19 protein-coding genes are annotated in these 21,853 nt (G+C 67.2%); 13 read left to right on the top strand and 6 right to left on the bottom strand.

All coding sequences use genetic code 11. From position 1 onward, the window contains the following. Positions 1-136: 136 nt before the first annotated feature. The 3 genes from AC07U1_RS01645 to AC07U1_RS01635 all read left to right on the top strand — a co-directional run bounded on the left by AC07U1_RS01645 (position 137) and on the right by AC07U1_RS01635 (position 3,496). Entirely contained in the window at positions 137-880 is a 744-nt protein-coding gene (locus AC07U1_RS01645; protein WP_495178706.1) for a hypothetical protein, read from the top strand. Between the two features lie 2 nt (positions 881-882). Then, complete coding sequence (locus tag AC07U1_RS01640; protein ID WP_495178894.1) at positions 883-2,934, top strand: TonB-dependent receptor plug domain-containing protein; 2,052 nt, start codon at positions 883-885, stop codon at positions 2,932-2,934. A gap of 178 nt (positions 2,935-3,112) precedes the next feature. Then, positions 3,113-3,496 carry a reverse transcriptase-like protein gene (locus tag AC07U1_RS01635; RefSeq protein WP_495178705.1) on the top strand — a complete coding sequence of 128 codons (384 nt, stop codon included), beginning with the start codon at positions 3,113-3,115 and terminating at the stop codon, positions 3,494-3,496. A gap of 3 nt (positions 3,497-3,499) precedes the next feature. Here the strand turns inward: AC07U1_RS01635 and AC07U1_RS01630 are convergent, their stop codons facing one another. Beyond that, positions 3,500-4,138, bottom strand: a complete 639-nt coding sequence (locus AC07U1_RS01630) for a TetR/AcrR family transcriptional regulator (protein ID WP_495178704.1) — start codon at positions 4,136-4,138, stop codon at positions 3,500-3,502. A 65-nt stretch (positions 4,139-4,203) separates the two neighbouring features. On the opposite strand from AC07U1_RS01630, the gene AC07U1_RS01625 reads away from it, so the two are divergent. The 5 genes from AC07U1_RS01625 to AC07U1_RS01605 all read left to right on the top strand — a co-directional run bounded on the left by AC07U1_RS01625 (position 4,204) and on the right by AC07U1_RS01605 (position 10,243). Next, positions 4,204-5,631, top strand: a complete 1,428-nt coding sequence (locus AC07U1_RS01625) for an efflux transporter outer membrane subunit (RefSeq protein WP_495178703.1) — start codon at positions 4,204-4,206, stop codon at positions 5,629-5,631. Then, positions 5,631-6,779, top strand: a complete 1,149-nt coding sequence (locus AC07U1_RS01620) for an HlyD family secretion protein (protein ID WP_495178893.1) — start codon at positions 5,631-5,633, stop codon at positions 6,777-6,779. The genes AC07U1_RS01625 and AC07U1_RS01620 overlap by 1 nt, the downstream gene beginning before the upstream one ends. 143 nt (positions 6,780-6,922) lie before the next feature. Next, entirely contained in the window at positions 6,923-8,467 is a 1,545-nt protein-coding gene (locus AC07U1_RS01615) for a DHA2 family efflux MFS transporter permease subunit (protein ID WP_495178702.1), read from the top strand. Positions 8,468-8,651: 184 nt separating this feature from the next. Further along, complete coding sequence (locus AC07U1_RS01610) at positions 8,652-9,704, top strand: rod shape-determining protein (RefSeq protein WP_495178701.1); 1,053 nt, start codon at positions 8,652-8,654, stop codon at positions 9,702-9,704. A 77-nt stretch (positions 9,705-9,781) separates the two neighbouring features. Next, positions 9,782-10,243 carry a hypothetical protein gene (locus AC07U1_RS01605; protein WP_056343882.1) on the top strand — a complete coding sequence of 154 codons (462 nt, stop codon included), beginning with the start codon at positions 9,782-9,784 and terminating at the stop codon, positions 10,241-10,243. Here the strand turns inward: AC07U1_RS01605 and AC07U1_RS01600 are convergent. Together AC07U1_RS01600 and AC07U1_RS01595 are read right to left on the bottom strand one after the other, a co-directional pair. After that, a complete protein-coding gene (locus tag AC07U1_RS01600; protein ID WP_495178700.1) occupies positions 10,240-11,262 on the bottom strand; it encodes an adenosine deaminase in 1,023 nt (340 codons plus the stop codon). The two genes, AC07U1_RS01605 and AC07U1_RS01600, sit on opposite strands and share 4 nt — an antisense overlap. After that, positions 11,255-11,830, bottom strand: coding sequence for a phosphoribosyltransferase (locus AC07U1_RS01595; protein ID WP_492736083.1), 576 nt, complete (start codon positions 11,828-11,830; stop codon positions 11,255-11,257). The genes AC07U1_RS01600 and AC07U1_RS01595 overlap by 8 nt, the downstream gene beginning before the upstream one ends. A gap of 87 nt (positions 11,831-11,917) precedes the next feature. Here AC07U1_RS01595 and AC07U1_RS01590 point away from each other — a divergent pair, with 87 nt between their 5' ends. From AC07U1_RS01590 to AC07U1_RS01575, 4 genes are all read left to right on the top strand, one after another. After that, the gene (locus AC07U1_RS01590) at positions 11,918-12,982 is read left to right on the top strand and encodes an endonuclease/exonuclease/phosphatase family protein (RefSeq protein WP_495178699.1); all 1,065 of its coding nucleotides are present in this window, start codon (positions 11,918-11,920) and stop codon (positions 12,980-12,982) included. Between the two features lie 90 nt (positions 12,983-13,072). Further along, complete coding sequence (locus AC07U1_RS01585) at positions 13,073-13,513, top strand: DUF983 domain-containing protein (RefSeq protein ID WP_492736087.1); 441 nt, start codon at positions 13,073-13,075, stop codon at positions 13,511-13,513. Continuing rightward, positions 13,506-14,855: an aminotransferase-like domain-containing protein gene (locus AC07U1_RS01580; protein WP_495178698.1), complete on the top strand. Its 1,350-nt coding sequence runs from the start codon at positions 13,506-13,508 to the stop codon at positions 14,853-14,855. Before AC07U1_RS01585 ends, AC07U1_RS01580 begins: the two co-directional genes overlap by 8 nt. Positions 14,856-14,949: 94 nt before the next feature. Beyond that, positions 14,950-15,834 (top strand): DMT family transporter, encoded by an 885-nt coding sequence (locus AC07U1_RS01575; protein ID WP_495178697.1) that lies wholly within the window; start codon positions 14,950-14,952, stop codon positions 15,832-15,834. Between the two features lie 142 nt (positions 15,835-15,976). On the opposite strand, the gene AC07U1_RS01570 is transcribed toward AC07U1_RS01575, so the two are convergent. The 3 genes from AC07U1_RS01570 to AC07U1_RS01560 all read right to left on the bottom strand — a co-directional run bounded on the left by AC07U1_RS01570 (position 15,977) and on the right by AC07U1_RS01560 (position 19,503). Then, on the bottom strand, positions 15,977-17,239 hold the full coding sequence (locus AC07U1_RS01570; RefSeq protein WP_495178696.1) for a L,D-transpeptidase scaffold domain-containing protein: 1,263 nt from the start codon (positions 17,237-17,239) through the stop codon (positions 15,977-15,979). A gap of 67 nt (positions 17,240-17,306) precedes the next feature. Next, positions 17,307-17,555: a hypothetical protein gene (locus AC07U1_RS01565; protein WP_056343855.1), complete on the bottom strand. Its 249-nt coding sequence runs from the start codon at positions 17,553-17,555 to the stop codon at positions 17,307-17,309. A gap of 277 nt (positions 17,556-17,832) precedes the next feature. Continuing rightward, the gene (locus AC07U1_RS01560; RefSeq protein WP_495178695.1) at positions 17,833-19,503 is read right to left on the bottom strand and encodes a M20/M25/M40 family metallo-hydrolase; all 1,671 of its coding nucleotides are present in this window, start codon (positions 19,501-19,503) and stop codon (positions 17,833-17,835) included. A gap of 274 nt (positions 19,504-19,777) precedes the next feature. Between AC07U1_RS01560 and AC07U1_RS01555 the strand changes: the two genes are divergently transcribed. After that, the gene (locus AC07U1_RS01555; RefSeq protein WP_187142365.1) at positions 19,778-21,817 is read left to right on the top strand and encodes a calcium-binding protein; all 2,040 of its coding nucleotides are present in this window, start codon (positions 19,778-19,780) and stop codon (positions 21,815-21,817) included. Positions 21,818-21,853: the final 36 nt, after the last annotated feature.

Below are 21,853 nucleotides of genomic sequence, written 5' to 3'. Positions count from 1 at the left end.
CCGGTCCGGCCCAACCGGCCGCTGACGCCCGGACATTCGTCCGACCCTGGCGGCCACTGATCGAAAGTCTGTGTTGAAACGTCGCTGCGGCGGCGAGCGATGACGCTCGTCCGGCGCACGAGGGAGGAGTGTAGCCATGAAGAGCATGATTATCGCGTCGAGCCTGGCCCTGATGTCGGTGCTGGCCTGCGCCGGACCGGGCGAGCCCGCGACCGCCGCGGCGCAGGAAACCGGCGCGATCGCCTGGGACGTGAAGCCGGCCGACGGCGCCGGCGACCAGCCGGTGCTGCGCCTGCGCCAGAAGAATTCGAACAGCGACATCGCGCTCGACGGCGCGCGCCCCGAATTCGCCGCGGCGCGCAGCGCGCTGGGCGGGACCGGACCGGTCCGCTTTGCGGTGCGGCATGCGGCGGGATCGCTCGATTGCACGGGCACACTGACCGCAGTGCACAAGGGACAGGGGCGGTGCGATTTCACCCCCGATGCCGGTTTCGAGCGCGAACTGGCAGCCCGCGGACTGGCGCCCGAGAAGCGCGGCGACCTGCTCGCGATGCTGATGGTCGATGCGACGCTGACGCTCGCCGACGGCCTGACGCGCGAAGGCGTGAAGCCGAAGGACAGCAATGATTTGATCGCCGCCGCGGCGCTGGGGGTGACCCCCGACTATGTCCGCGACCTCAAGCGGGCGCCGCTGAAGCTGACCGAGGTCGAGGATGCGATCGCGTGCAAGGCGCTGGGCGTAACCGGCGCCTATGTCCGCGAACTGGTCGCGGCGGGATATGACACGCTCGACGTCGAGGATGTGGTGGGGATGAAAGCGATGGGCGTCACCGGCGACTATGCCAGGGCGATGAACCGGGCGACGGGGGGCGGCCAGTGAAGATGGTGGCAAGCCTGACGGCGATGGTCGCGGTACTGGCGGCGCTGCCGGTGGCGGCGCAGGATGCGCCGACCGGCGACACGCCGCCGCCCGCGCCGACCGAGGCACCCGCCAGCGGTGCGAGCAGCACCGCGCGGCAGGTCTATTCCCCCGCCGACTTCGCGCGCTACGCGCCGAAGAACGCCTATGACATGCTCAATCAGGTCCCCGGCTTTTCGATCCGCGACAACGAGAATCTGCGCGGGCTGGGGCAGGCGACGGGCAATGTGCTGTTCAACGGCGAAAGGCCGTCGAACAAGGGCGACGACATGTACACCCAGCTGTCGCGCATCCCCGCGGGCAATGTCGAGCGGATCGAGATCGTCGACGGAGCGACGCTCGATATCCCCGGATTGTCGGGGCAGGTCGCGAACATCGTCTATCGCGCCGACAGCTTCTCGGGCCAATTTTCGTGGAAGCCCGAGTTTCGGGCGCATTACACCGATCCGCTACTCACCCGCGGCGACGTGTCGGTGCGCGGGCGGTCGGGCGATCTGGAATATGAGGCGGCGCTCAACAACGACGATTCGGCGCGCAGCGGTGCCGGCGGCCCGACGCTGATCACCGACGGCGCGGGCAACCTCATCGAGCGGCGCAAGGATATCTGGAACACCCATTATGATACGCCCAAATTGTCGGGGCGGATCACCTGGGACCCGGCGGGCGACAGCGTCGCGAATCTGGGCGGCCATTATCAGCGCAAATATGACCGTTATTATGAGGATGGCGTGCGCACCGGTCCCGGGCTCGTTGACCGGCTGCGCACGGTGCGCGAAAATGCCGACAGCTGGAATTACGAGGTCAGCGGCGATTATCAGTTCGGGGTCGGACCGGGCAAGCTCAAGCTGATCGGGTTGCGGCGGTTCAGCCACGAGCCTTACTCACAGGAAATCGTCACGACCTTTGCCGACGACCGGCCGGCCGAGGGCGACCGCTTTGCGCAGACCGGCGATTTGGGCGAGACGATCGCGCGCGGCGAATATCAGTGGAAGATGTTCGGCGGCGACTGGCAATTGTCCGGGGAAGCGGCGTTCAACACGCTCGACAATGTGGCGTCGATCGAGGGCGGGACGGGTGTGGTGAGCGAGGATCGTTACGAAGGCCTGCTGAGCTTCGGCCGCAAGCTGACGAACAAATTGTCGTTCCAGATCGTCGCCGGCGCCGAACATTCGACGATCATCCAGACCGGGGTCAACGGCCTGACGACGCGCACCTTTTTCCGGCCCAAGGGGTCGCTGTCGCTCGCCTGGACCCCGACCGCCGATTTCGACGTCTCGCTGAAGATCCGGCGGCGGGTGTTGCAGCTGTCCTTCTATGACTTCCTCGCACGCGCCTTCCTCAACGACGGCAACCAGAATGAGAGCAACAACGACCTGCGGCCCCAGCAGGACTGGAGCTATGAGGCGGAGATCAACAAGAAGTTCGGCGCGTGGGGATCGACCAAGATCAACCTGATCTATCGCGACGTCGAGGACCGCGTCGATGTCGTGCCGATCGGCAATGGCGAGGCGGTCGGCAATATCGCCAAGGCGAAGGCGGGGGCGATCGACTGGACTTCGACGATCAACATGGACCCCGCGGGCATCAAGGGCATGAAGTTCGAGACCCGCGTGCTGCTCCAGAAAAGTTCGCTGCGCGATCCGTTCACCGGCGAGAAGCGCCAGTGGAGCGGGTTCACCGACACCGTGATCGAACTGGGCACGCGGTACGACATCCCGGGCAGCGATATCGCCTTGGGCGCGAGCGCCAACTATGGGCATTACCAGCCCAATTATCGCCGCAACCAGGTCGATAAGACGTGGGAAGGTCCGTGGTTCGCCGCGGCCTATATCGAGCACAAGAATGTGATGGGGCTGACGGTGCGGGCGCAGCTTGCCAATGCCGCCAACGCCCGGTCGAAGCGCGACCGCACCGTTTACACCGGGGTGCGCGGCGAAAGCCCGATCGCCTTCGTCGAGAAGCGCGATCGGCTGATCGGGCCGGTCTTCGCTTTCTCGGTGCGCGGGAAGTTCTGAGGAAATCCTCCCTGTCGCGCAGCTATGGGGAGGTGGCAGCGCGAAGCGCTGACGGAGGGGCGTTGGCGCGACGTCGCTGGCCCCTCCACCACTCGCTTCGCGAGCGGTCCCCCTCCCCATTCCTTCGGCACAGGGAGGATCGGTTCTCGATCGCGCCGCTTTGCGGTAAGCGAGCGCTATGATCAAGACCCGTATCAAGATCTATTTCGACGGCGGGGCGCGGCCGAATCCAGGGACGATCGAGATCGCCGTCGTGTGCGGCGGGGTCGCGCATATCGAGCGTGATGCGGGGCGGGGCTGCAGCATGGACGCCGAATGGCTGGCGCTGATCGCGGCGCTGCGGCTGGCACGGGCGCGGGGGTTAGAGGATTTCCTGTTGCTTGGCGATGCCGCCGCTGTGGTGGCACAGGCGAACGGGGCGGTAAGGGCGCGCGGCGGTGCGGCGGTCCATCTGGCGGCCTTTCATGCCCTGGTGGGCGACGGCCTCAGGCCGCGGGTACGCCATGTCGGTCGGGCGCAGAATTTGGCGGGGATCGCGCTAGCGAAGCTGCACGGACGATAGGGGTCAGGCCCGGCGCTCGGGACCCCAGGCGCGATAGAAGGTGTCGACCGCCGCATCGACTTCGGCGGCGATCCGTTCGGTTTCGCGGCCTTCGGGAAGGCCGAGAACCGCGTGCTGGTAAATGCCCGACTGGCACAGCCCGGCAAAATGGCGAACCGCCTGCATCGGGTCGCCCGTGCGCAATTCGCCGCGCGCCATCTTGGCGGTGACCCAGATGGCGGCGCGCGCCTTGCCGCGGCGGGGCCCGCGATCATAGAAAGTTTCGGCGAGATGCGGAAAGCGCTCGGCCTCGCCGACGACGAGGCGGAACAGCGACAGCAACGGCGTCGTCACGAGCGCCGCCATCAGCACATTGCCGAAGCGCGTCAGCACCTCGACCACCGGCTGGTCGACCGGCAGGTCGACGTGCAGCGCGGTGCCATATTCGCCGACGATTTCGTCGACCACCGCCGCGAACAGGTCCTCCTTCGACGGGAAATAGGTCCAGAGCGTCGTCTTCGACCCGCCGACCTTGGCGGCGATCGACGACATGGTGGTGCCGCTATAGCCGTTTGCCAAAAACAGCGCGCGCGCGGCGTCGACAAAGGCCTTGCGCCGCGCCGCAGCGGCATCGTCCAAAGTGGTCGTACTGTCTGGTATCATTTCGATTGACAACTTATCGTCCGCAGTTCAATGGCGCATGATACCAGCTAGTATCGTTGGATGCCATGCCCCGCAGAATATTTCTTGTCACCGCTGTTTTCGGCCTGCTTGCGGGCTGCGTTGCGACCCCCGACGTCGGGCCTAAGCCGGTTCCCGTCGTGCCCGAGTCGCTGGCGTCGAGCGCCTCCTTCGCCGACGCGAACGGTGCCTGGCCCGCCGAGGGCTGGTGGCAGGGGTTCGGCGATGCACAGCTGACGGCGCTGATCGACGAAGGGCTGGCCGGATCGCCCGACGTCGCGATCGCCGCGGCGCGGGTGCGCGCCGCCGATGCGCTGGCGCAGCAGGCGGGCGCGGCGCTCGGCCCGCGCGTCGGCGTCGAGGGCAGCGCCGGCGGCACCCAGCAGAGCAAGAATCTGGGCATTCCGCCGCAGTTCGTGCCCGACGGCATCCAGGATACGGGGCATATCGCCGCGACTTTCGGTTTCGACCTCGACTTGTGGGGCAAAAACCGCGCGGCGCTGGCGGCGGCGACCTCGGAGGCCGAGGCGGCGCGGGTCGATGCGGCGCAGGCGCGGCTGATGCTGACCACCGGGATCGCAAGCGCCTATGCCGACCTCGCGGGGCAGTTCGCCGCGCTCGACGTCGCCAACGCGGCGGTGCGGGTGCGCGGGACGAGCGCCGGGCTGTCGGCGGAGCGCGCGCGGGCGGGGCTGGAAAATCTGGCGGGGCAGCGGCAGGCCGAGAGCCGCACCGCGGCGGCGCGCGGCGATGTCGTCGCGCTCGAAGAGGCGATAGCGCTGACGCGCAACCGGATCGCGGCGCTGGTCGGCGCAGGCCCTGATCGCGGGCTGGCGATCGCCAGGCCGGTGCTGACCGTTCCCGTGGCGGGATTGCCGGCCGATGCGGGAATCGCGTTGATCGGGCGGCGGCCCGACATCGTCGCGGCAAGGCTACGCGGCGAGGCGGCGGCGAAGCGCATTGATGTCGCACGCGCTGATTTCTATCCGAATATCAGCCTGTCGGCGCTCGTCGGGCTGCAATCGCTCGGGCTGTCGAACCTGTTCGACAAGGGGTCCGAATATGGCAATGGCGGGGTCGCGCTGAGCCTGCCGATCTTCGACAGCGGGCGCCTGCAGGGGCGCTATCGCGGCGCGCGCGCCGACTATGACGTCGCGGTCGCCAATTACGACAAGAGCCTGATCGCCGCGCTTCGCGACGTCGCTGACGTCGTGCGCAGCCGCGAGGCCAATGCCCGGCAACTGACCGAACGGCGCGCGGCGCTGGCGGCGGCCGAGGAGGCATCGAAGCTCGCCGGATTGCGCTATCGTGCCGGATTGTCGAACCAGATCGTCGCGCTGACCGCCGAGGACAGCGCGGTGGCGCTGGCGCGCGGCGTCGCCGACCTCGAGGCGCGGCAGCTGTCGCTCGACATCAGCCTGATCCGCGCGCTGGGCGGCGGTTATCGGGCCAAGACTTCCACAGGAGACAGATGATGGCCGACGATACGGCTGCGATCCCCGCCGAAACCTCCCCCACCGCCGAGGCGAATGGCGCGAAACGCAAGAAATTCCTGCGCATCCTGCTGATCGTCGTGGTTAGCGTCGCACTGCTCTGGGCGGTGTGGTATTTCCTGACGCAGGCGGGGCGGGTGCATACCGACAATGCCTATGTCGGTGCCGATTCCGCCGTCGTCACCGCGCTCGTCGCCGGGCCGGTGCAGGAGGTCCGCGTCGCGGGCACGCAGGCGGTGATGAAGGGCGACATCCTCGTCATCCTCGACGATAGCGATGCCAAGCTGGCGGTCGCCGACGCACAGGCGGCGCTGCGGCTGGCGCGGCAGCGTTACGGCCAGGCGGGCGCCAATGCCGATGCGGCGCGCGCGCGCGTCGTCGCACGCGGCGCCGATGTGAACCAGTCGCGGGCGCGGCTGCGCGATGCCAATGCGATGGTCGACAAGGCGCGCGCCGAACTGGCGCGGCGCGAAAGCCTGTCGGGCACCGGCGCGGTGTCGGGCGAGGAAATCACCTCGGCACGCGCCGCGCTGCAGTCGGCGACGGCGGCGCGCGACCTGGCATCGGCCGGAATCGCCTCGGCGCAGGCGACGCAGGGCTCAGCAACGGGCGACCTCGGCGCGGCCGAGGCGCTGACGCGCGGGACGACGATCGATAGTGCGCCCGACGTCGCGGCGGCACAGGCGCGGCTCGAAAAGGCCGAGCTCGACCTCGCGCGCACCATCATCCGCGCGCCGGTCGACGGCATCGTGACGAACAAGCAGGTTCAGGTTGGGCAGCGGATCGCCGCGGGCGCGCCGATCATGACGATTGTGCCGATCGCCACCGCCTATGTCGACGCGAACTACAAGGAAAGCCAGTTCAAGGACATCCGCATGGGCCAGCCGGTCGAATTGGTGTCGGATTTCTATGGCGATGACGTCGTGTTCCACGGCAGGGTCGTCGGCATCGCGGGCGGCACCGGCGCGGCGTTCTCGCTGATCCCGGCACAGAATGCGACGGGCAATTGGGTGAAGGTGGTGCAGCGCCTGCCGGTACGCATCGCGCTCGACCCCAAAGAACTGAGGGCGCATCCGTTGCGCGTCGGATTGTCGATGGAAGCGACGATCGACACGCGCGGCGGCAAGTAACGATGCTGTCAAACACTTCGTCATTGCGAGGAGCCGAAGGCGACGCGGCAATCCAGGGGCGGTTCAAGCCCGCTCTGGATTGGTTGGCCTACGGCCGCCTTCGGCCCGCTACGCTCGCAATGACGGAGTTTGGGGGATGAGCCGTGGCTAGCTCGGCCACCGCCATCCTGTCCGACGAACCCGCGCCGCTGACGGGCGTGCGGCTGTTCGCGGCGGCGTTCGCATTGGCGCTTGCCAATTTCGTCGTCGTGCTCGACACCACCATCGCCAATGTGTCGGTGCCGCATATCGCGGGCGGACTCGCGGTGTCGCCGACACAGGGGACGTGGGTCATCACCAGCTATGCGGTCGCCGACGCGATCAGTGTGCCGCTGACCGGCTGGCTCGCGATGCGTTTCGGCACGGTGCGCTGGTTCCTCTATTCGATCGTCGGCTTCGGCATTTTCTCCTTCCTTTGCGGCATATCGCAGACCCTCGACGGACTGATCGTCTTCCGCATTCTGCAGGGGCTGTCGGGCGGTCCGCTGATGCCGCTGTCGCAGATCTTGCTGCTGCGTATCTTTCCCAAGGAGAAGGCAGGGATCGGCCTCGCGATCTGGGCGATGACGACGACGACGGCGCCGATCCTCGGGCCGATCCTCGGCGGGCTGATCAGCGACAACTGGAGCTGGCCGTGGATCTTTTTCATCAACCTGCCGGTGGTCGCGCTCTGTTTCTTCGGGGTCGGGAGCCTGTTGCGGCCGTTCGAAACCAAAAAAGCCAAGGCGCGGATCGACACGGTCGGGCTGATCCTGCTCGTGCTGTCGGTCGGCGCCTTCCAGTTGATGCTCGACACCGGGCGCGAGCATGACTGGTTCGGATCGGCATGGATCGTGACGTTGGCGATCGTCGCCGCGATCGCTTTTGTCGCGTTCGTGATCTGGGAACTGACCGACGAAAATCCGGTCGTCGATCTGCGCGTCTTTCGGTTCCGGGGGTTCAGTTTCGCGACGATCGCGATCTCGCTGGGTTTCGGCGCCTTTTTCTCGCAGGTCGTGCTGACCCCGCTGTGGCTGCAGCAGGTGGCGGGCTATACCGCGACCGAGACCGGCTATGTCGTCGCGTGGATCGGGGTGTTCGCGGTCTTGCTGTCGCCGGTGGCGGCGGGGCTGATCGGCAAGATCGACATTCGCATTTCGATCAGTGCCGGCATCATGTGGATGGCGTTCGTGTCGATCCTGCGCGCGAGCTGGAACGCCGATGTCGATTACTGGACGCTCGCGCTGCCGCATCTGTTGCAGGGGATGGGCATGCCCTTTTTCTTCGTCGGGCTGACCGCACTCGCACTGTCGAGCGTGCCGCCCGACAAGCAGACGTCGGCGGCCGGGCTGATGAGTTTCCTGCGTACCTTGTCGGGCGCGATGGGGACGGCGATCGCGACGTCGGCGTGGGACAACCAGAACCGCGTCGCGCGGTCCGAACTGGTGAGCCATATGAACGACACCGGCGGCGCGATGGACCAGTTGCAGCGCGCCGGGCTGAGCCTCGAACAGGCGCGCGCGGCGATCGAGCGGATGGTCGATGTGCAGGCGGGCACGATCGGGGTTCTGCACTTGTTTCTCGCAGCCGGGGTGGTGTTCGTCATCGCCGCGATTGCGGTTTGGTGCGCGCCGCTGCCCAAGCAGGTGTCGATGGGCGCCTCGCACTAACGCGATCGGGGCACGGCCCGGCGCGGTAATATCGTTCGGCCCTGATTAACCACCGTTCCGGCTACCGTTCCGGTTGACGCGCCCCGCCGCGCGCCACAAGCGAGCCTGACAGAGGGTTCGGGCGCGGGTGGCCGGCCGGACCCCGCCTCCCCCAACGCCGCCAAAAAAAGGGTCCGCACCCCCCATGAGTTTTTTCCATCGTTTCGGCCAAGGTTTCGGCAGTTCCGCGCACGACATGGCCATCGACCTCGGTACCGTGAACACCGTCGTTTATGCCCGCGGCCAGGGCATCGTGCTCAACGAACCTTCGGTGGTCGCGCTTGAAACGCGCGATGGCGTGCGGCGGGTCAAGGTCGTCGGCAACGACGCCAAGTTGATGATGGGCAAGACCCCCGGCAATATTGAGACGATCCGGCCGCTGCGCGACGGTGTGATCGCCGACATCGACGTCGCCGAGCAGATGATCAAATATTTCATCGACAAGGTGCTCGGCGGCCCGAGCCGGCTGCGCCGCCGCAGCCATGTCGTGATCTGCGTCCCGTCGGGGTCGACGATGGTCGAGCGCCGCGCGATCCGCGATGCGGCGAGCAACGCCGGCGCGGTGTCGGTGCAACTGATTGAGGAGGCACTGGCCGCCGCGATCGGCGCCGGGCTGCAGGTCGCCGAACCACGCGGGGCGATGGTCGTCGACATCGGCGGCGGCACGACCGAGGTCGCGGTGCTGTCGCTCAGCGGTATCGCGTACAGCAATTCGGCGCGCGTCGGCGGCGACAAGATGGACGAGATGATCTCGTCCTACATCCGCCGCAAACATAATCTGATGATCGGCGAGATGACCGCCGAGCGCGTCAAGCTGGCGATCGGCTGCGCAACGCCGCCCGAAGGCGACGGCACGGTGATCAGCGTCAAGGGCCGCGACCTCGTCAACGGCCGTCCCGCCGAAATCCGTGTGTCGGAGGTCGAGATCGCCGAGGCGCTCGCCGAGCCGGTCGGCCAGATCGTCAGCGCGGTGCGCGCCGCGCTGGAACAGACCCCGCCCGAATTGTCGGCCGACATCATCGACGAAGGCATCACCCTGACCGGCGGCGGCGCCTTGCTCGGCCGGATGGACCAGGCGATCGCGCAGGCGACCGGGCTCGACGTCAAGGTCGCCAAGGACGCGCTGACCTGTGTGGCGACCGGAGCGGGAATGGCGTTCGAGGACCCCGCTTACCATGGAGTGCTGATCGCGGGGTGATCCCATAGGGGCGCAGGTCGGTCACCTGTTGTTAGTCGTTGGCGATTAGCGTTAAGGAGCGAACCTCAGGAGCGCACGTGCAACAAACCCATCCCCTGCCGATCCATCATAGCTGGCCGCTTTACGAGCGTGCGCGGCACTTCGAGCTGGGGCAGTTGCACGACTATGACGCGGGACTGGTCTTCGCCGATGCCGGGCGAAGCTTGCCCGCGGGGATGTCCAGACCCGGCGAATGGAGCTGCGAACTGGCTGACAACCGGCTGAGCTGGTCGAGCGAGGTCTATACGATCTTTGGCCTGCCCGACGGCGCGCGCGTATCGCGCGCCGAGACGGTCGCGCTCTATTGCGAAGGATCGCGCGCGGCGATGGAAACGCTGCGCGCCTATGCGATCCAGCACCGGCGCGGCTTCACCCTCGACGCCGAGATCGCGCCCGCGACCGGCGCGCGGCGCTGGATGCGGCTGATCGCGGCGCCGGTGTGCGAGGGCGGCGAGGTCGTCCGGCTGCAGGGATTGAAGTTTCTGGTGCCCGCCGCTTAGGCCCAGGCGTCGATCGCGGCGAGGTGCTTCGCTTTGTCGGCCTCTTCCAGGAATGAGCCGGTGAAGCTGTTGCGCGCAAGGGTGACCAGTTCGGACTTCGACAGGTCGAGCGCGTCGGCGACCGCCTGATAATTGGCGCCGACATAGCCGCCGAAATAGCTGGGGTCGTCGCTGTTCACCGTTGCGACTAGGCCCGCATCGAGCATCGTCCTGAGCGGGTGGGCGGTCAGGTCGTCGACGACGCAGAGCTTGAGGTTCGAGAGCGGGCAGACGGTGAGGCAGATGCCTTCGGCCGCGAGACGGGCGACGAGTGCGGGGTCTTCGAGGCTGCGGTTGCCATGGTCGATGCGGTCGACCTGGAGGATGTCGAGCGCTTCATGGACATATTCGGGCGGTCCCTCCTCGCCGGCGTGGGCGACGATTTTCAGGCCGAGGCCGCGGGCGCGGGCGAAGACGCGCGCGAACTTCGAGGGCGGGTGGCCGACTTCGGAGCTGTCGAGGCCGACACCGTCGATGCGGCCCAGCCAGGGCAGCGCTTCGTCGAGGGTCGCCTCGGCGTCGGCTTCGCTGAGGTGGCGGAGGAAGCACAGGATGAGTTTCGAGGTGATGCCGTGCCGCGCGTGGGCATCGTCCAGGGCGCGGGTGATGCCGGCGATGACGGTTTCGAAGGCGACACCACGTTCGGTATGGCCCTGCGGGTCGAAGAAGATTTCGACGTGGCGGACATTGTCGGCGTGGGCGCGCGCCAGATAGGCGGCGGTGAGGTCGTAAAAATCCTGCTCGGCGATGAGCACGCCCATGCCCTGATAATAGATGTCGAGGAAATCCTGGAGGTTCGAGAAGGCATAAGCCGCCCTGACCTCATCGACGCTGGCGAAGGGGATCGCGATGCCGTTGCGCTGCGCGAGGTCGAACATCAGTTCGGGTTCGAGGCTGCCCTCGATATGGAGGTGGAGTTCGGCCTTGGGCAGGCCGGCGATGAAGGCGGCGCGGTCGCTGGACGTGAAACCGTCAGGCATTGCTGTTTCCCTCCTCGCGCAGGATGATCGCCGCCTCGGGCTTGTGGCGGCGGATTTCCTCGATCGTCAGCCCGTCGATCTCGTGCGGGAAGATCAGCCACTGGTCGGTTTCATGGACGAAGAAATCGGGGCGGAGATCGGTGACGTTGCGGCGCGGTTTATAATAGACGGTGGCGATGCGGATGTCGCGCGGCATATTGTGGCGGCAGCGCGCCCTCAGTTCGGCGATGAAGGCGCGGATGCTGCGCCCGCTGTCGAAGACGTCGTCGATGATGAGCAGCCGGTCCTCGGGGTCGAGGGTGTCGATGAGATAGCCGAGCGCGAAGACTTTGACCTCGGCGTCCTGTTTGTCGATGCCGTGGTAGGAGGAGGTGCGGATCGCGATATGGTCGCAATGCTGGCCATGATAATCGAGCAGTTCCTGCACCGCGATGCCGACCGGCGCCCCGCCGCGCCAGATGCCGACGAGATGGGTCGGGCGGAAGCCGCTGTCGATGACCTGCATGCCGAGCCGGAGCGAATCGGCGAGGAGGTCGTTGGCGCTGAGGAAAATCTTGTCGGTGGTCATGGTCGTGGCATAGCCCCGCCACGCCGCGCCGCCAATCCGTCTCGGAACCGGTGACGGATCGGCGATGCGGCGATATGGGCTGGTGCGATGACCCCCCGATATGCCCAGATGATCCTGATGGCGTGCAGCGCATCGCTGCTCGCCGCCTGCGGCCCCAAGCCGCCGCTGCGTATGATGTCCTGCGCGGCAGCCCCCGCTATGCCGGTCCGGACCGAGGGCGAAAGCCGGACCGCGACGCTGTCGGTGCTGACCTATAATCTGGAAGGGCTGGGCTGGCCGGCGCGCAAGGGACGCGCGCGCGAACTGGCCGAGATCGGGTCGCGGCTGGCGGCGATGCATGCGGCGGGCACCGCGCCCGACGTCGTGCTGTTCCAGGAAATGTTCAGCCCCGCCGCGAAGCGTGCGGTCGCGGCGAGCGGCTATCCCGCGATCGTGCCCGGCCCGCGGCGCACCGATCCGCCCGCCGCCGCGAACGGGCGGATGCCGGGGACGGCGAAGCCGCTGAAGGGCGAGGTCGGGCTTCGCCTGCTCGGCGGCGGGCTTGCCATCGCGTCGCGCTACCCGATCGTCGCGACCGAGGCCGACGCTTTTGGACGGCGCGCCTGTGCGGGGCTCGATTGCCTTGCGAACAAGGGGGTGATGCTCGCGCGCGTCCATCTGCCCGGGGTGCCGGGACCGATCGACATCTATAACACCCATATGAATTCGCGCGAGGCGTCGGGGGTCGCTGAAACGCGCAATCTGGAAGCGCATGCGCGGCAGGCGCTCGCGGCGTCGGACTTCATCGCGCGGACGCAGGCGCCCGAGAGCGCGCTGATCTTTGGCGGCGATTTCAACATGCGCCATTCGGAGGCGCGGTGGGAGGGGTTCTCCGCGCATCACCCGCTGACCCTGGTGCATGAGGTGTGCATCGACCCCGCGGCGGGATGCACGGTCGCGCTGTCGTGGGACGGCGACGCGCCGTGGATGGACACGCAGGACCTGCAGTTTTTCGCGAACGGCGAGCGGCTGACGATCCGACCGCTGCGTGCCGAGGCGATGTTCGACGGCCGTCCGGACAGCCCGCGATTGTCGGATCACGACGGCTTTCTCGTCACCTATGAACTGCGCTGGCCCGCGGCGATGGCGGCGGCACCCGTCCCCGCCTGCTGAACGTTTCGCAAATATTGACTCCGCAACGTCTCGATATTATGTATGGCATTGTGTATGGGTATATGCACGGTGACATGCAGGATTAAGACGATGACCGGCGAGCTTGAGGGTCGCGACAAATGGCGGTGGATCTATCGGGCGGGGCTGCACGGGCTGTGCCCGCGGTGCGGCGAGGGAAAGATGTTCCGGCGCTGGCTGAAAGTCGCCGACCATTGCGATACGTGTGGGCTCGATTATGATTTCGCGACGCCTGACGATGGTCCGGCGTTCTTCTCGCTGTGCTTCGTCGCCTTTCCCTTGCTGTTCCTCGTCGTGTGGTTCGAGGTCGCGCTGAATCCGCCCTGGTGGGTGCATCTGGTGACCTCGGTGCCGCTGATGATCGTGCCGTGCCTGCTGATGTTGCACCCGATCAAGGGCTGGCTCGTCGCGTCGCAATATGTGAACAAGGCGCAGGAAGCGGGGACCGGCGCACTGTGGGCCGAGCTGAACGCGCGGGCGAAACGGGAGGTGGCGAGCGACGGCGATGGCTGAGGCATGGATTCCCGACCTGAACGAAACGCCGGGCGCCAAATATCTGGCGATCGCCGACAGCATCGCGGCGGCGGTCGAGACGGGGCGGCTGCGCGCGGGCGATCGCCTGCCGCCGCAGCGTGATCTCGCGGCGCGGCTGGGGATCGACCTGACCACCGTCACCAAGGGTTATGACCAGGCGCGCCAGCGCGGACTGATCGGCGCGCGCGGGCGGGCGGGGAGCTTCATCCTGCCGCAGGATGCGATCGCGGCGGGGCCGCCGCCGCTCGACACCGGCATGAACATGCCGCCCGAGGTCGCGGGCGGGTCGTTGCTGGCGGCATGGGAGCGCACCGCGGGTGCGTTGTTGCGCGCGCCGGGTGCGGGCGGGCGATTGCACTACACACCGGCGGGCGGGCGCGCGGCTGACCGCGCGGCGGGCGCGGCGATTTTCGCGCGGCTGGGCCTCGATTGTTCGGCCGACGAGGTGATCGTCACCGCGGGCGCGCAAAATGCGCTGCACGCGATCGTCGCGGCGACGTTGCAGCCCGGCGATGTGGTGGCGTGCGGGACGCATATCTATTCGGTGTTCCTGCAGTTGGCGCGCAAGGCGGGGCTGAGGCTCGCGCCGCTGGCGGCGATGGACGCCGACGCGCTGGAGGCGCTGTGCCGGACCAGAAAAGTGGCGGCGCTATATGTGGTGCCGACCAACGACAATCCGACCACGCGCACGCTGGACGCCGGCGAGCGGCGGGCGCTGGGCGAGGTGGCGCGGCGGCACGGGGTGCGGATCATCGAGGATGACGCCTATGGCCAGCTTCCCGAGCGCGCGATCGCGCCGTTGACCAGCTTCGCGCCCGAGCTGGGAACTTATGTGGCGAGTTGTTCGAAGATCCTGTCGCCCGCGCTGCGCGTCGCGCATGTGCGCGCGCCGTCGGTGCGCGAGGCGCTGGCGCTGGCCGCCGAGGTGCACAAGAGCTGCGTGATGGCGCCGCCGCTCGACGCCGCGCTGGTGACGCGCTGGCTGGAGGACGGCAGCTATGACCGGCTGGTCGCCGAGACGCGCGCCGAAGCGGTAGCGCGGCAGGGGCTTGCGGCGGAGATATTGCCCGCGAGTTCCTATGCGGCGCATGCCAGCGGCTATCATCTGTGGATGCCCTTGCCGGCCGGGGCCGATCAGGGGCGGATCGCCGAGGCGCTGCGCGGCGCGGGAGTGACCGCGATCGCCGCCGATGCCTTTGCGGCGGGCGAGGGCGGCGAGGCGGCGCTGCGTGTGTCGTTGGGCGGCGCGGTGACGCGCGAGGTGCTGGCGCGCGGGCTGACGGTGCTGGAGATGGAATTGGGTGCGGGTAAAGCCGCATAGCGATTACCCGGTTCTGCGGGTTCCATGATGCGCCCTATCTGCTAACGCGGCCCGCGAGTGCGGACGTCCGGCTTTCCGCCATTCGGGTGAAACGGTGCGCGTCCGCGATTTCCTCCTCCTTGTTGCGGTGTGCCTGATCTGGGCCTTCAACAATGTGCTGAGCAAGATCATCGTCGACAGCTGGGCGATTCCGCCGCTTTTCTATGCGGCGCTGCGCTTCGCCGTGGTCGCGGCGGTGATGCTGCCCTGGCTGCTGCCGATGCCGCGCCCGGCCTGGCGGATCGTCGCCATCGCTTTGTGCCTGGGCGGCGGCAGTTTTGCGCTTTTGTTCGTCGGACTGCAAACGACCTCGCCGTCCTCGGCGGCGATCGTGCTGCAGATGGGGGTGCCCTTCACGATGCTGCTGTCGGTGCTGATCCTCGGCGAGCGTATCCACTGGCGGCGCGGGCTGGGGATCGCGCTGACGCTGGTCGGGGTGCTGATCGTCACCTGGCGCCCCGGCTTCGCGCTGTCGACGGGACTGTGGCTGATCGCCGCCTCGGCCTTTTCGGGCGCCGCCGGGGCGGTGCTGATGAAGCAGGTCGACAATGTCGCGCCCTTTCGTTTTCAGGCGTGGGTGGGACTGGTATCGGTGACCGCGCTGGGCTTCGCGTCGGCGGCTTTCGAGCAGGGGCAACTGGCGGCGGCGCTGGCGGTCGGCTGGCCCTTCCTCGTCGCGGTGCTGTTCACCGCGCTGATCGTCTCGGTTGGCGCGCATTCGGTCTATTATCACCTGATCGACCGCTATGAGGCCAATCTGCTCGCGCCGCTGACGCTGATGACGCCGCTGGCAACGATCGGGTTCGGGGTGTGGATCACCCACGATCATTTCGACCTGCGGATGGCGATCGGTGGCGGGCTGGCGATGGTCGGGGTGCTGATCGTCGCGCTGCGGCGCAAGCCCGCGACCGCATTGCTGGTCGAGCGCGAGGTGCGCTGACGATCCTCCCCGTCGCGCAGCGATGGGGAGGGGGATCGTTCGCGAAGCAAATGGTGGAGGGGCCAGCGATGCTGGCGCCATTGCCCCTCCGTCAGCGCTTCGCGCTGCCACCTCCCCATGGCCTCGCCACAGGAGGATTTTGCTACCCGTCGCGCCCGTACACATCCTCGCGGAACGCGACGCCCTGTTTGGTAGCAACAGGCGTGAGGTAGGTCAGGTAGACGGGGACTTCGTACGGGAGCGCGACGGCCTGTTCGGGGGCGCCCGATTTCGATTTGATCGAGCGCTGGAGCAGCCACTGGCCGAGTTCGGCGGCGTTCTCCAGCCGGATGCAGCCGTTGCTGAAATGGCGATCGTCCTTCTTGAGCAGGGCGCGGTCGGGGGTGTCGTGGAGGTAGATGCCGAGCTTGTTCGGGAAGAGATATTTGACGCGGCCCATCGAATTGGCACCGCCGGGCAGTTCGCGCAGGCGCAATACCTGCTGGCCCGAGGCGACCGCGGGCCAGTCGATTTCCGACGGGTCGAGCTTGCGCGCGCCGGGGCTCCAGTCCGACAGCGCCTCCATGCGCAGCGAGGCGAGGCTGCGGCCGGCGAGCACCTTGGGCGCGATGCTGTTCTGCGCGAGATAGTCTGGGACGTTCCAATAGGGGTTGAGGATCGCCCATTGCAGCTTGCCCGCGAGCAGCGGGGTGGGGGTGGCGGGGGCGCCGACGACGACCTTCATCGTGCCGACGCGCTTGCCCGCGCTATAATAGCTGAGCTGGCCGGACGACGCGTCGACGACGACATGATGGACCCACGGCCCGGGCAGGATGCGCGCGCGGTCGAGGTTGAGGCGGAGGCGCGCCATCTGGTCGCGCGAGGCGCCGCGTTTCGCGGCTTGCCCGGCGAGGGTGCGGAGGCGGGCATAATCCTCGCTCATCCAGTCCATGCCGGTCATGTACGCGCCGAAATCCTTGGAGAAGGCGGCGGCACGCAGCACGGTGATTGCTTCGGGGCGCTTGGGTTTGAGCGACTTGTCGGCATAGACGGTGCGGTCCTTGCCGGGTTTGCGCTGGTCGCGGACATAGGATGCGAAGGCGTCAGACAGCGCGAGTTCGGCGCGGACGACCGCCTCGGGGTTGCCGCCCTGCGCGTCGCGGATCAGCGCGCGCAGCTTGTCGACGCGATAGGGTTTGAGGCCGTCGAGATCGGCCGAGGCGAGGTAGCCGAGCAGGGTGTCGGCCTGCGGGCCGATCCGGCCCGCGCGGACCCAGAGCGGTTTGTAGCCGCGCTCGGCGTAGAAGCGTTTGATGTCGCCGCCCGCCTGTTCGCGCAGCGCGGTGTCCAAACCGGTGGCGGCGCTGGCCGTCGCGGGGGCCTTTGCGGGCGCGGCCGAGGCGACGATCGGCGCGGCGGTCGCCATCAGCGCGAGGAAAAGGGGAATGCAGCGGCACCGCATTCCCCGGCATGTCATCTGGTCCAAAGGGCGATCAGCCCTTTTCGCCGATACGGGTCGGCGGCGGCGGGGGCGGCGGGGTGTAAGCCGGCTGGTTCGGATGATAGATGCCGTCGGCGGTGTAATAGCCGTCGATGATGCCATCGCCGTCGCGGTCGGCGGCGACGCTACCCGCGACCGCGCCCGGCGGTGGCGGCGGGGCCATGGCGACCTCTTCCTTGGCGGCGCAGGCTGACAGTAGCAGGGCAGCGGCCCCGGTGACGATGAGGGGGGTGAAACGCATGGGTCGCTCCTTGGAAATGGCGCAGGGTGGGGATTCCCCCCGACGCGCGTGCGAAAAAGCTACGCGGCGTGGTGGCCAATGTTGCACGGGCGCGTCGGGCGCGCGATCAGCGGTGCGCTTTGCGCGACGAGAGGGGGAGTTTTGGCGGCGGAACGCCGGACGCGGGCGAGCCCTTCACCCTCACCCTTCCGGCGCTTCGCGCCTCCTTCCCTCTCCCGGAGGGAGAGAGAAGGTGCCCGCCGGCAAAGCCGGTGGGAAGGGTGAGGGTGTCTGAGGTTTACTTGCGCGCCGCGGCGCTCGCGTCGCGGATCGCCTTGAACTCGCTGCCGTCCTTCCACGTCGGCCATTGGGCCGAGCGCGCGAGCTCGTCGCCGATCTGCCGGAACAACTCGATATCCTGCACCGCGCCGTCGAGGTTCCAGCTCTCGTCCCACGCGTCGCAGGCCTGATGGTAGCAATTGCCGGTATAGTCATCGACCCATTTCTGGCCCGCCGCCTTGCCGCCGACGACGAGGTCGGAGGCGCCCGCGATGCCCATCATCAGCAGGACGGGGACGCCGCGCTTGGCCATCGAAAAATGGTCGGCGCGGTAGAAGAGGCCGCGTTCGGGCAGGCTCTCGACCGAGACCGTGCGGCCCTGTGTCGCGGCGACGCGGGCGAGGTCGTCCTCGAGCGTGCCTTGCCCCTTGCCGACGAGGATGACATCCTTCGCCTTGCCCGCGGTCTGCAGGATGTCGAGGCCGAGGTTGGCGACGGTCTTCTCGACCGGGTAAACGGGGTTTTGCGCATAGGCCTCGGAGCCGAGCAGCCCGCGCTCCTCGGCGGTCCAGAAGGCGAAGACGAGGCTGCGGTCGGGCGCGGGCGCGGCCTTGAACGCGCGGGCGATCTCGAACAGCCCGGCGACGCCGAGTGCGTCGTCATTGGCGCCGGCGCGGTAGATGCGACCCTTGGCGTCGGGCTTGCCCTCGCCATAGGCGTCCCAGTGGGCGCCATACATCACCACCTCGTCGGGGCGTTTGGCGCCGGGGATCTTGGCGAGGACATTCTGGCTCTGCACGACCTCTTGGCGGACCGGAATTGCGGCGTCGAGCGTGACGCCGGGCAACGGCACGGGGCGGAAATCGGCGCGGCGCGCGGCGATGCGGAGCTGGTTCAGATCGAGTTTGGCGTCGGCAAAGAGCTTGTCGGCGACGTCGTGCGCGATCCAGCCCTGCAGTTGCAGGCTGGTGCGCTTTTCGGGCGGCACGACGAGGCCGTAATTCTCGCCGCCGCCGCTTTTGACGACGTTCCAGCCATAGCCGACGCCGTCGGTGTCGTGGACGATCAGCGCGGCGATCGCGCCGCGGCGCGAGGCTTCCTCGAACTTGTAGGTCCAGCGGCCGTAATAGGTCATCGTCTTGCCGCCGAACTTGCCCGCGACGGGTTCGCCCGCGGCGGCGGAGAAATCGGGGTCGTTGATCAGGAAGACCGCGACCCTGCCCTTGAGATCCTGTCCCTTGAAATCGTCCCAGCCGCGTTCGGGGGCGCTGACCCCGTAACCGACGAAGACCAGCGGCGCCGCGGCGACGGTTGCGACATCGACGGGCTGGAGCGTCGAGACATAGATGTCGGTACCCTGGACGAGCGGTTGGACATTGCCGTTCCGTGCGAACTGCAGCCTGGTCGGCGCGGCGAGTGCGGTGTGGAGCAGCGGCACCGGCTGGGTCCAGCCGCCGTCGGTTCCGCCGGGTTCGAGCCCCAAGGCCTGCAGCCGCCCGATCAGATAGCCGATCGTGCGCTCCTCGCCGACCGTGCCGGGCGCGCGGCCCTGAAACTGGTCCGAGGCGAGGGTTCGCACCGTTTCGGTGAGGTTGTCGGCGGAGATCGTCGGGGCGGGCGCCGTGCCGGTTTGTGCGGCGGCGGGGGCGGCGAGAGCGAGGAGAAGGGCGGCGGTGAGGCGCATCGACATGATAAGGTATAGTCCCGGCTGGAAAGGGTGGGTTCGAAGGTCCCGACCCGTCAGAGTGCGTTTTTCCGTCCATGGCACATTCGCGGCGCCAAAGCAGCGGGGATGTTCTCCGGGGCCACCCCACAAGCTGCCGCGATCGGGCGCCCCGTCGACGACCCATGCGGCATCCCACCCGAAATTTATTGGGATGGGCGGCGCGCCGGGTCGAATCTAGGCAGGTGTGGGGGGCGACGCATCTGTCTGTCTTTTGGTGCATTTCCGTGGGGAGAATCCTGTGGCGACCGTTGCAAGAAAAGTGATTCCCGGCACCGATGGCGTCGATGACATTGTCGGCACCGCCGACGCCGACGAGATCGCCACCGGCAAGGGCAACGATATCGTCCATGCCGGCGGCGGCGACGACGTGGTCGATGGCGGCATCGGCGACGACATTTTATATGGCGAGGGCGGCAACGACCGGCTTTACGCGACGGTCGGCAACGACAGGCTGTATGGCGGCGAAGGCAATGATACGCTGGAGGGCAGCCTCGAGGCCTTTGCAAACGCCGATTTCGCCAGCCTGGGGTTGCCTGCGAACGGGCGCCAGACCAGCTATCTGTACGGTGAGGCGGGCAATGACACGCTAATCGCCGAGGCCACCTTCGGGACCGCTCAGACGGGCACCCGCACGACCTATATGTACGGCGGCACTGGTGACGACACCTATTATGTGCGCTTCGCCGACCAGAACTATATCTTCGAAAATCCCGGCGAGGGCACACGCGACACGATCATCCTGCTCTATCGCGAGACGCCGGGAAGCGGGAACGTGTTTTACATGCCCGCCAATGTCGAATGGCTGCGCGGAGTGCTGGGCACGCGCACAGTGAACGGGGTTCGCGAGTCGGCGACGATCGTCGGCAATAACCTCGACAATTATATCGAGACCTCGGCCGAGCTGGGCGGGGTGAAGACACCGACGGGCAACATGACGATCCTGGCCGGGGCGGGTAATGACTCGGTCTTTTCCGATGCCGGCAACGACGTGTTGTACGGCGAGGCGGGCGACGATTCCCTGAGCGGCGGCACGGGGGTCGATGTGCTGATCGGCGGCGAGGGCAATGATTCGCTCGACACCTCCTTTTTCGCGAGCGATCCGACATTCGCCGACGCGCTGTATGGCGGGACCGGCAACGACACCTATGGCATCGATCATGCCGGGGACATCGCGTTCGAAAATGCCGGCGAAGGCACCGACACCGCGCTCGTCCGCATCGCGAACGGCGGCTGGTACGCGCATGCCCATATCGAAAATATCTGGTCGAGTTCGAACACCCTGACCTTTCTGGTGGGCAATGCGCAGGACAATGACATTCGCGGCGGCGAGGCGAGCGAATTGCTGCTCGGCGGCGGCGGCAACGACAGCATCAACGGCGGTCTGGGCAATGACAGCCTGTTCGGCGAAGCCGGCAACGACTTTCTGTTTGGCGGCGGCGGGATCGATTATCTCGCCGGCGGGACCGGCAATGACTCGCTCAACGGGGCCGGGGAGGCCGATGCGCTTTACGGCGAGGATGGCGACGATTTCCTGTTCGGCGGCACCGGCTTCTTCACCGACATATTGGTCGGGGGCGCAGGCAACGACAGTCTGGACGGCGGCACCGGCGATCGCAACGCCTCGCTGGGCGACTATGACCTGATGGACGGCGGCGCCGGCGACGACAAATATTATGTAGACACCCCCGACGACCTGACCTTCGAGGCGGTGGGTGGCGGCAACGATACGGTCTATGCCCACATCAACGGCGCCGGCTACTATCTCTACGCCAATGTCGAGAATCTGTACCTGTCGGGCAACACGAGCTTTGGCGTCGGTAACGAGCTCGACAATCTGATCTCCGCCGAAGGCAACACCGCGGTGACGTTGCTCGGCGGGCGGGGCAACGACAAATTATATGGCAATAACGGCGCGAACGGGCTTTACGGCGAGGACGGCAACGACGAACTTTACGGCGGCGGCGGCAATGACGTGCTGATCGGCGGCGCCGGCAATGATTTCCTCGACGGCGGCGCGGGGGGCGACGTCCTGGTCGGCGGCGCGGGGGCGGACCGTTTCTTCATCGGCACCCATGGCAACGATATCGACTATATCAGGGACTTCGAACGCGGGATCGACCGGATCCAGCTCAGCGCCAGCTATATCGACTTCGCGTCGCTGCAGTCGCATTTTTCGCAACAGGGCGCCAACACGGTGATCGAATATAGCAGCGGGCGGTTCCTGGTGCTGGAAAATGTCGTCGCGACGACGCTGACCGGCGCCGATTTCGGATTTTAGCCGCGCCCACATTGCCGTTGTGCGAACTGGTGCCGC

The organism is Sphingopyxis sp. GW821-FHT02C12 (assembly GCF_059421785.1).
This window is presented reverse-complemented; position numbering and strand designations above follow the sequence as displayed.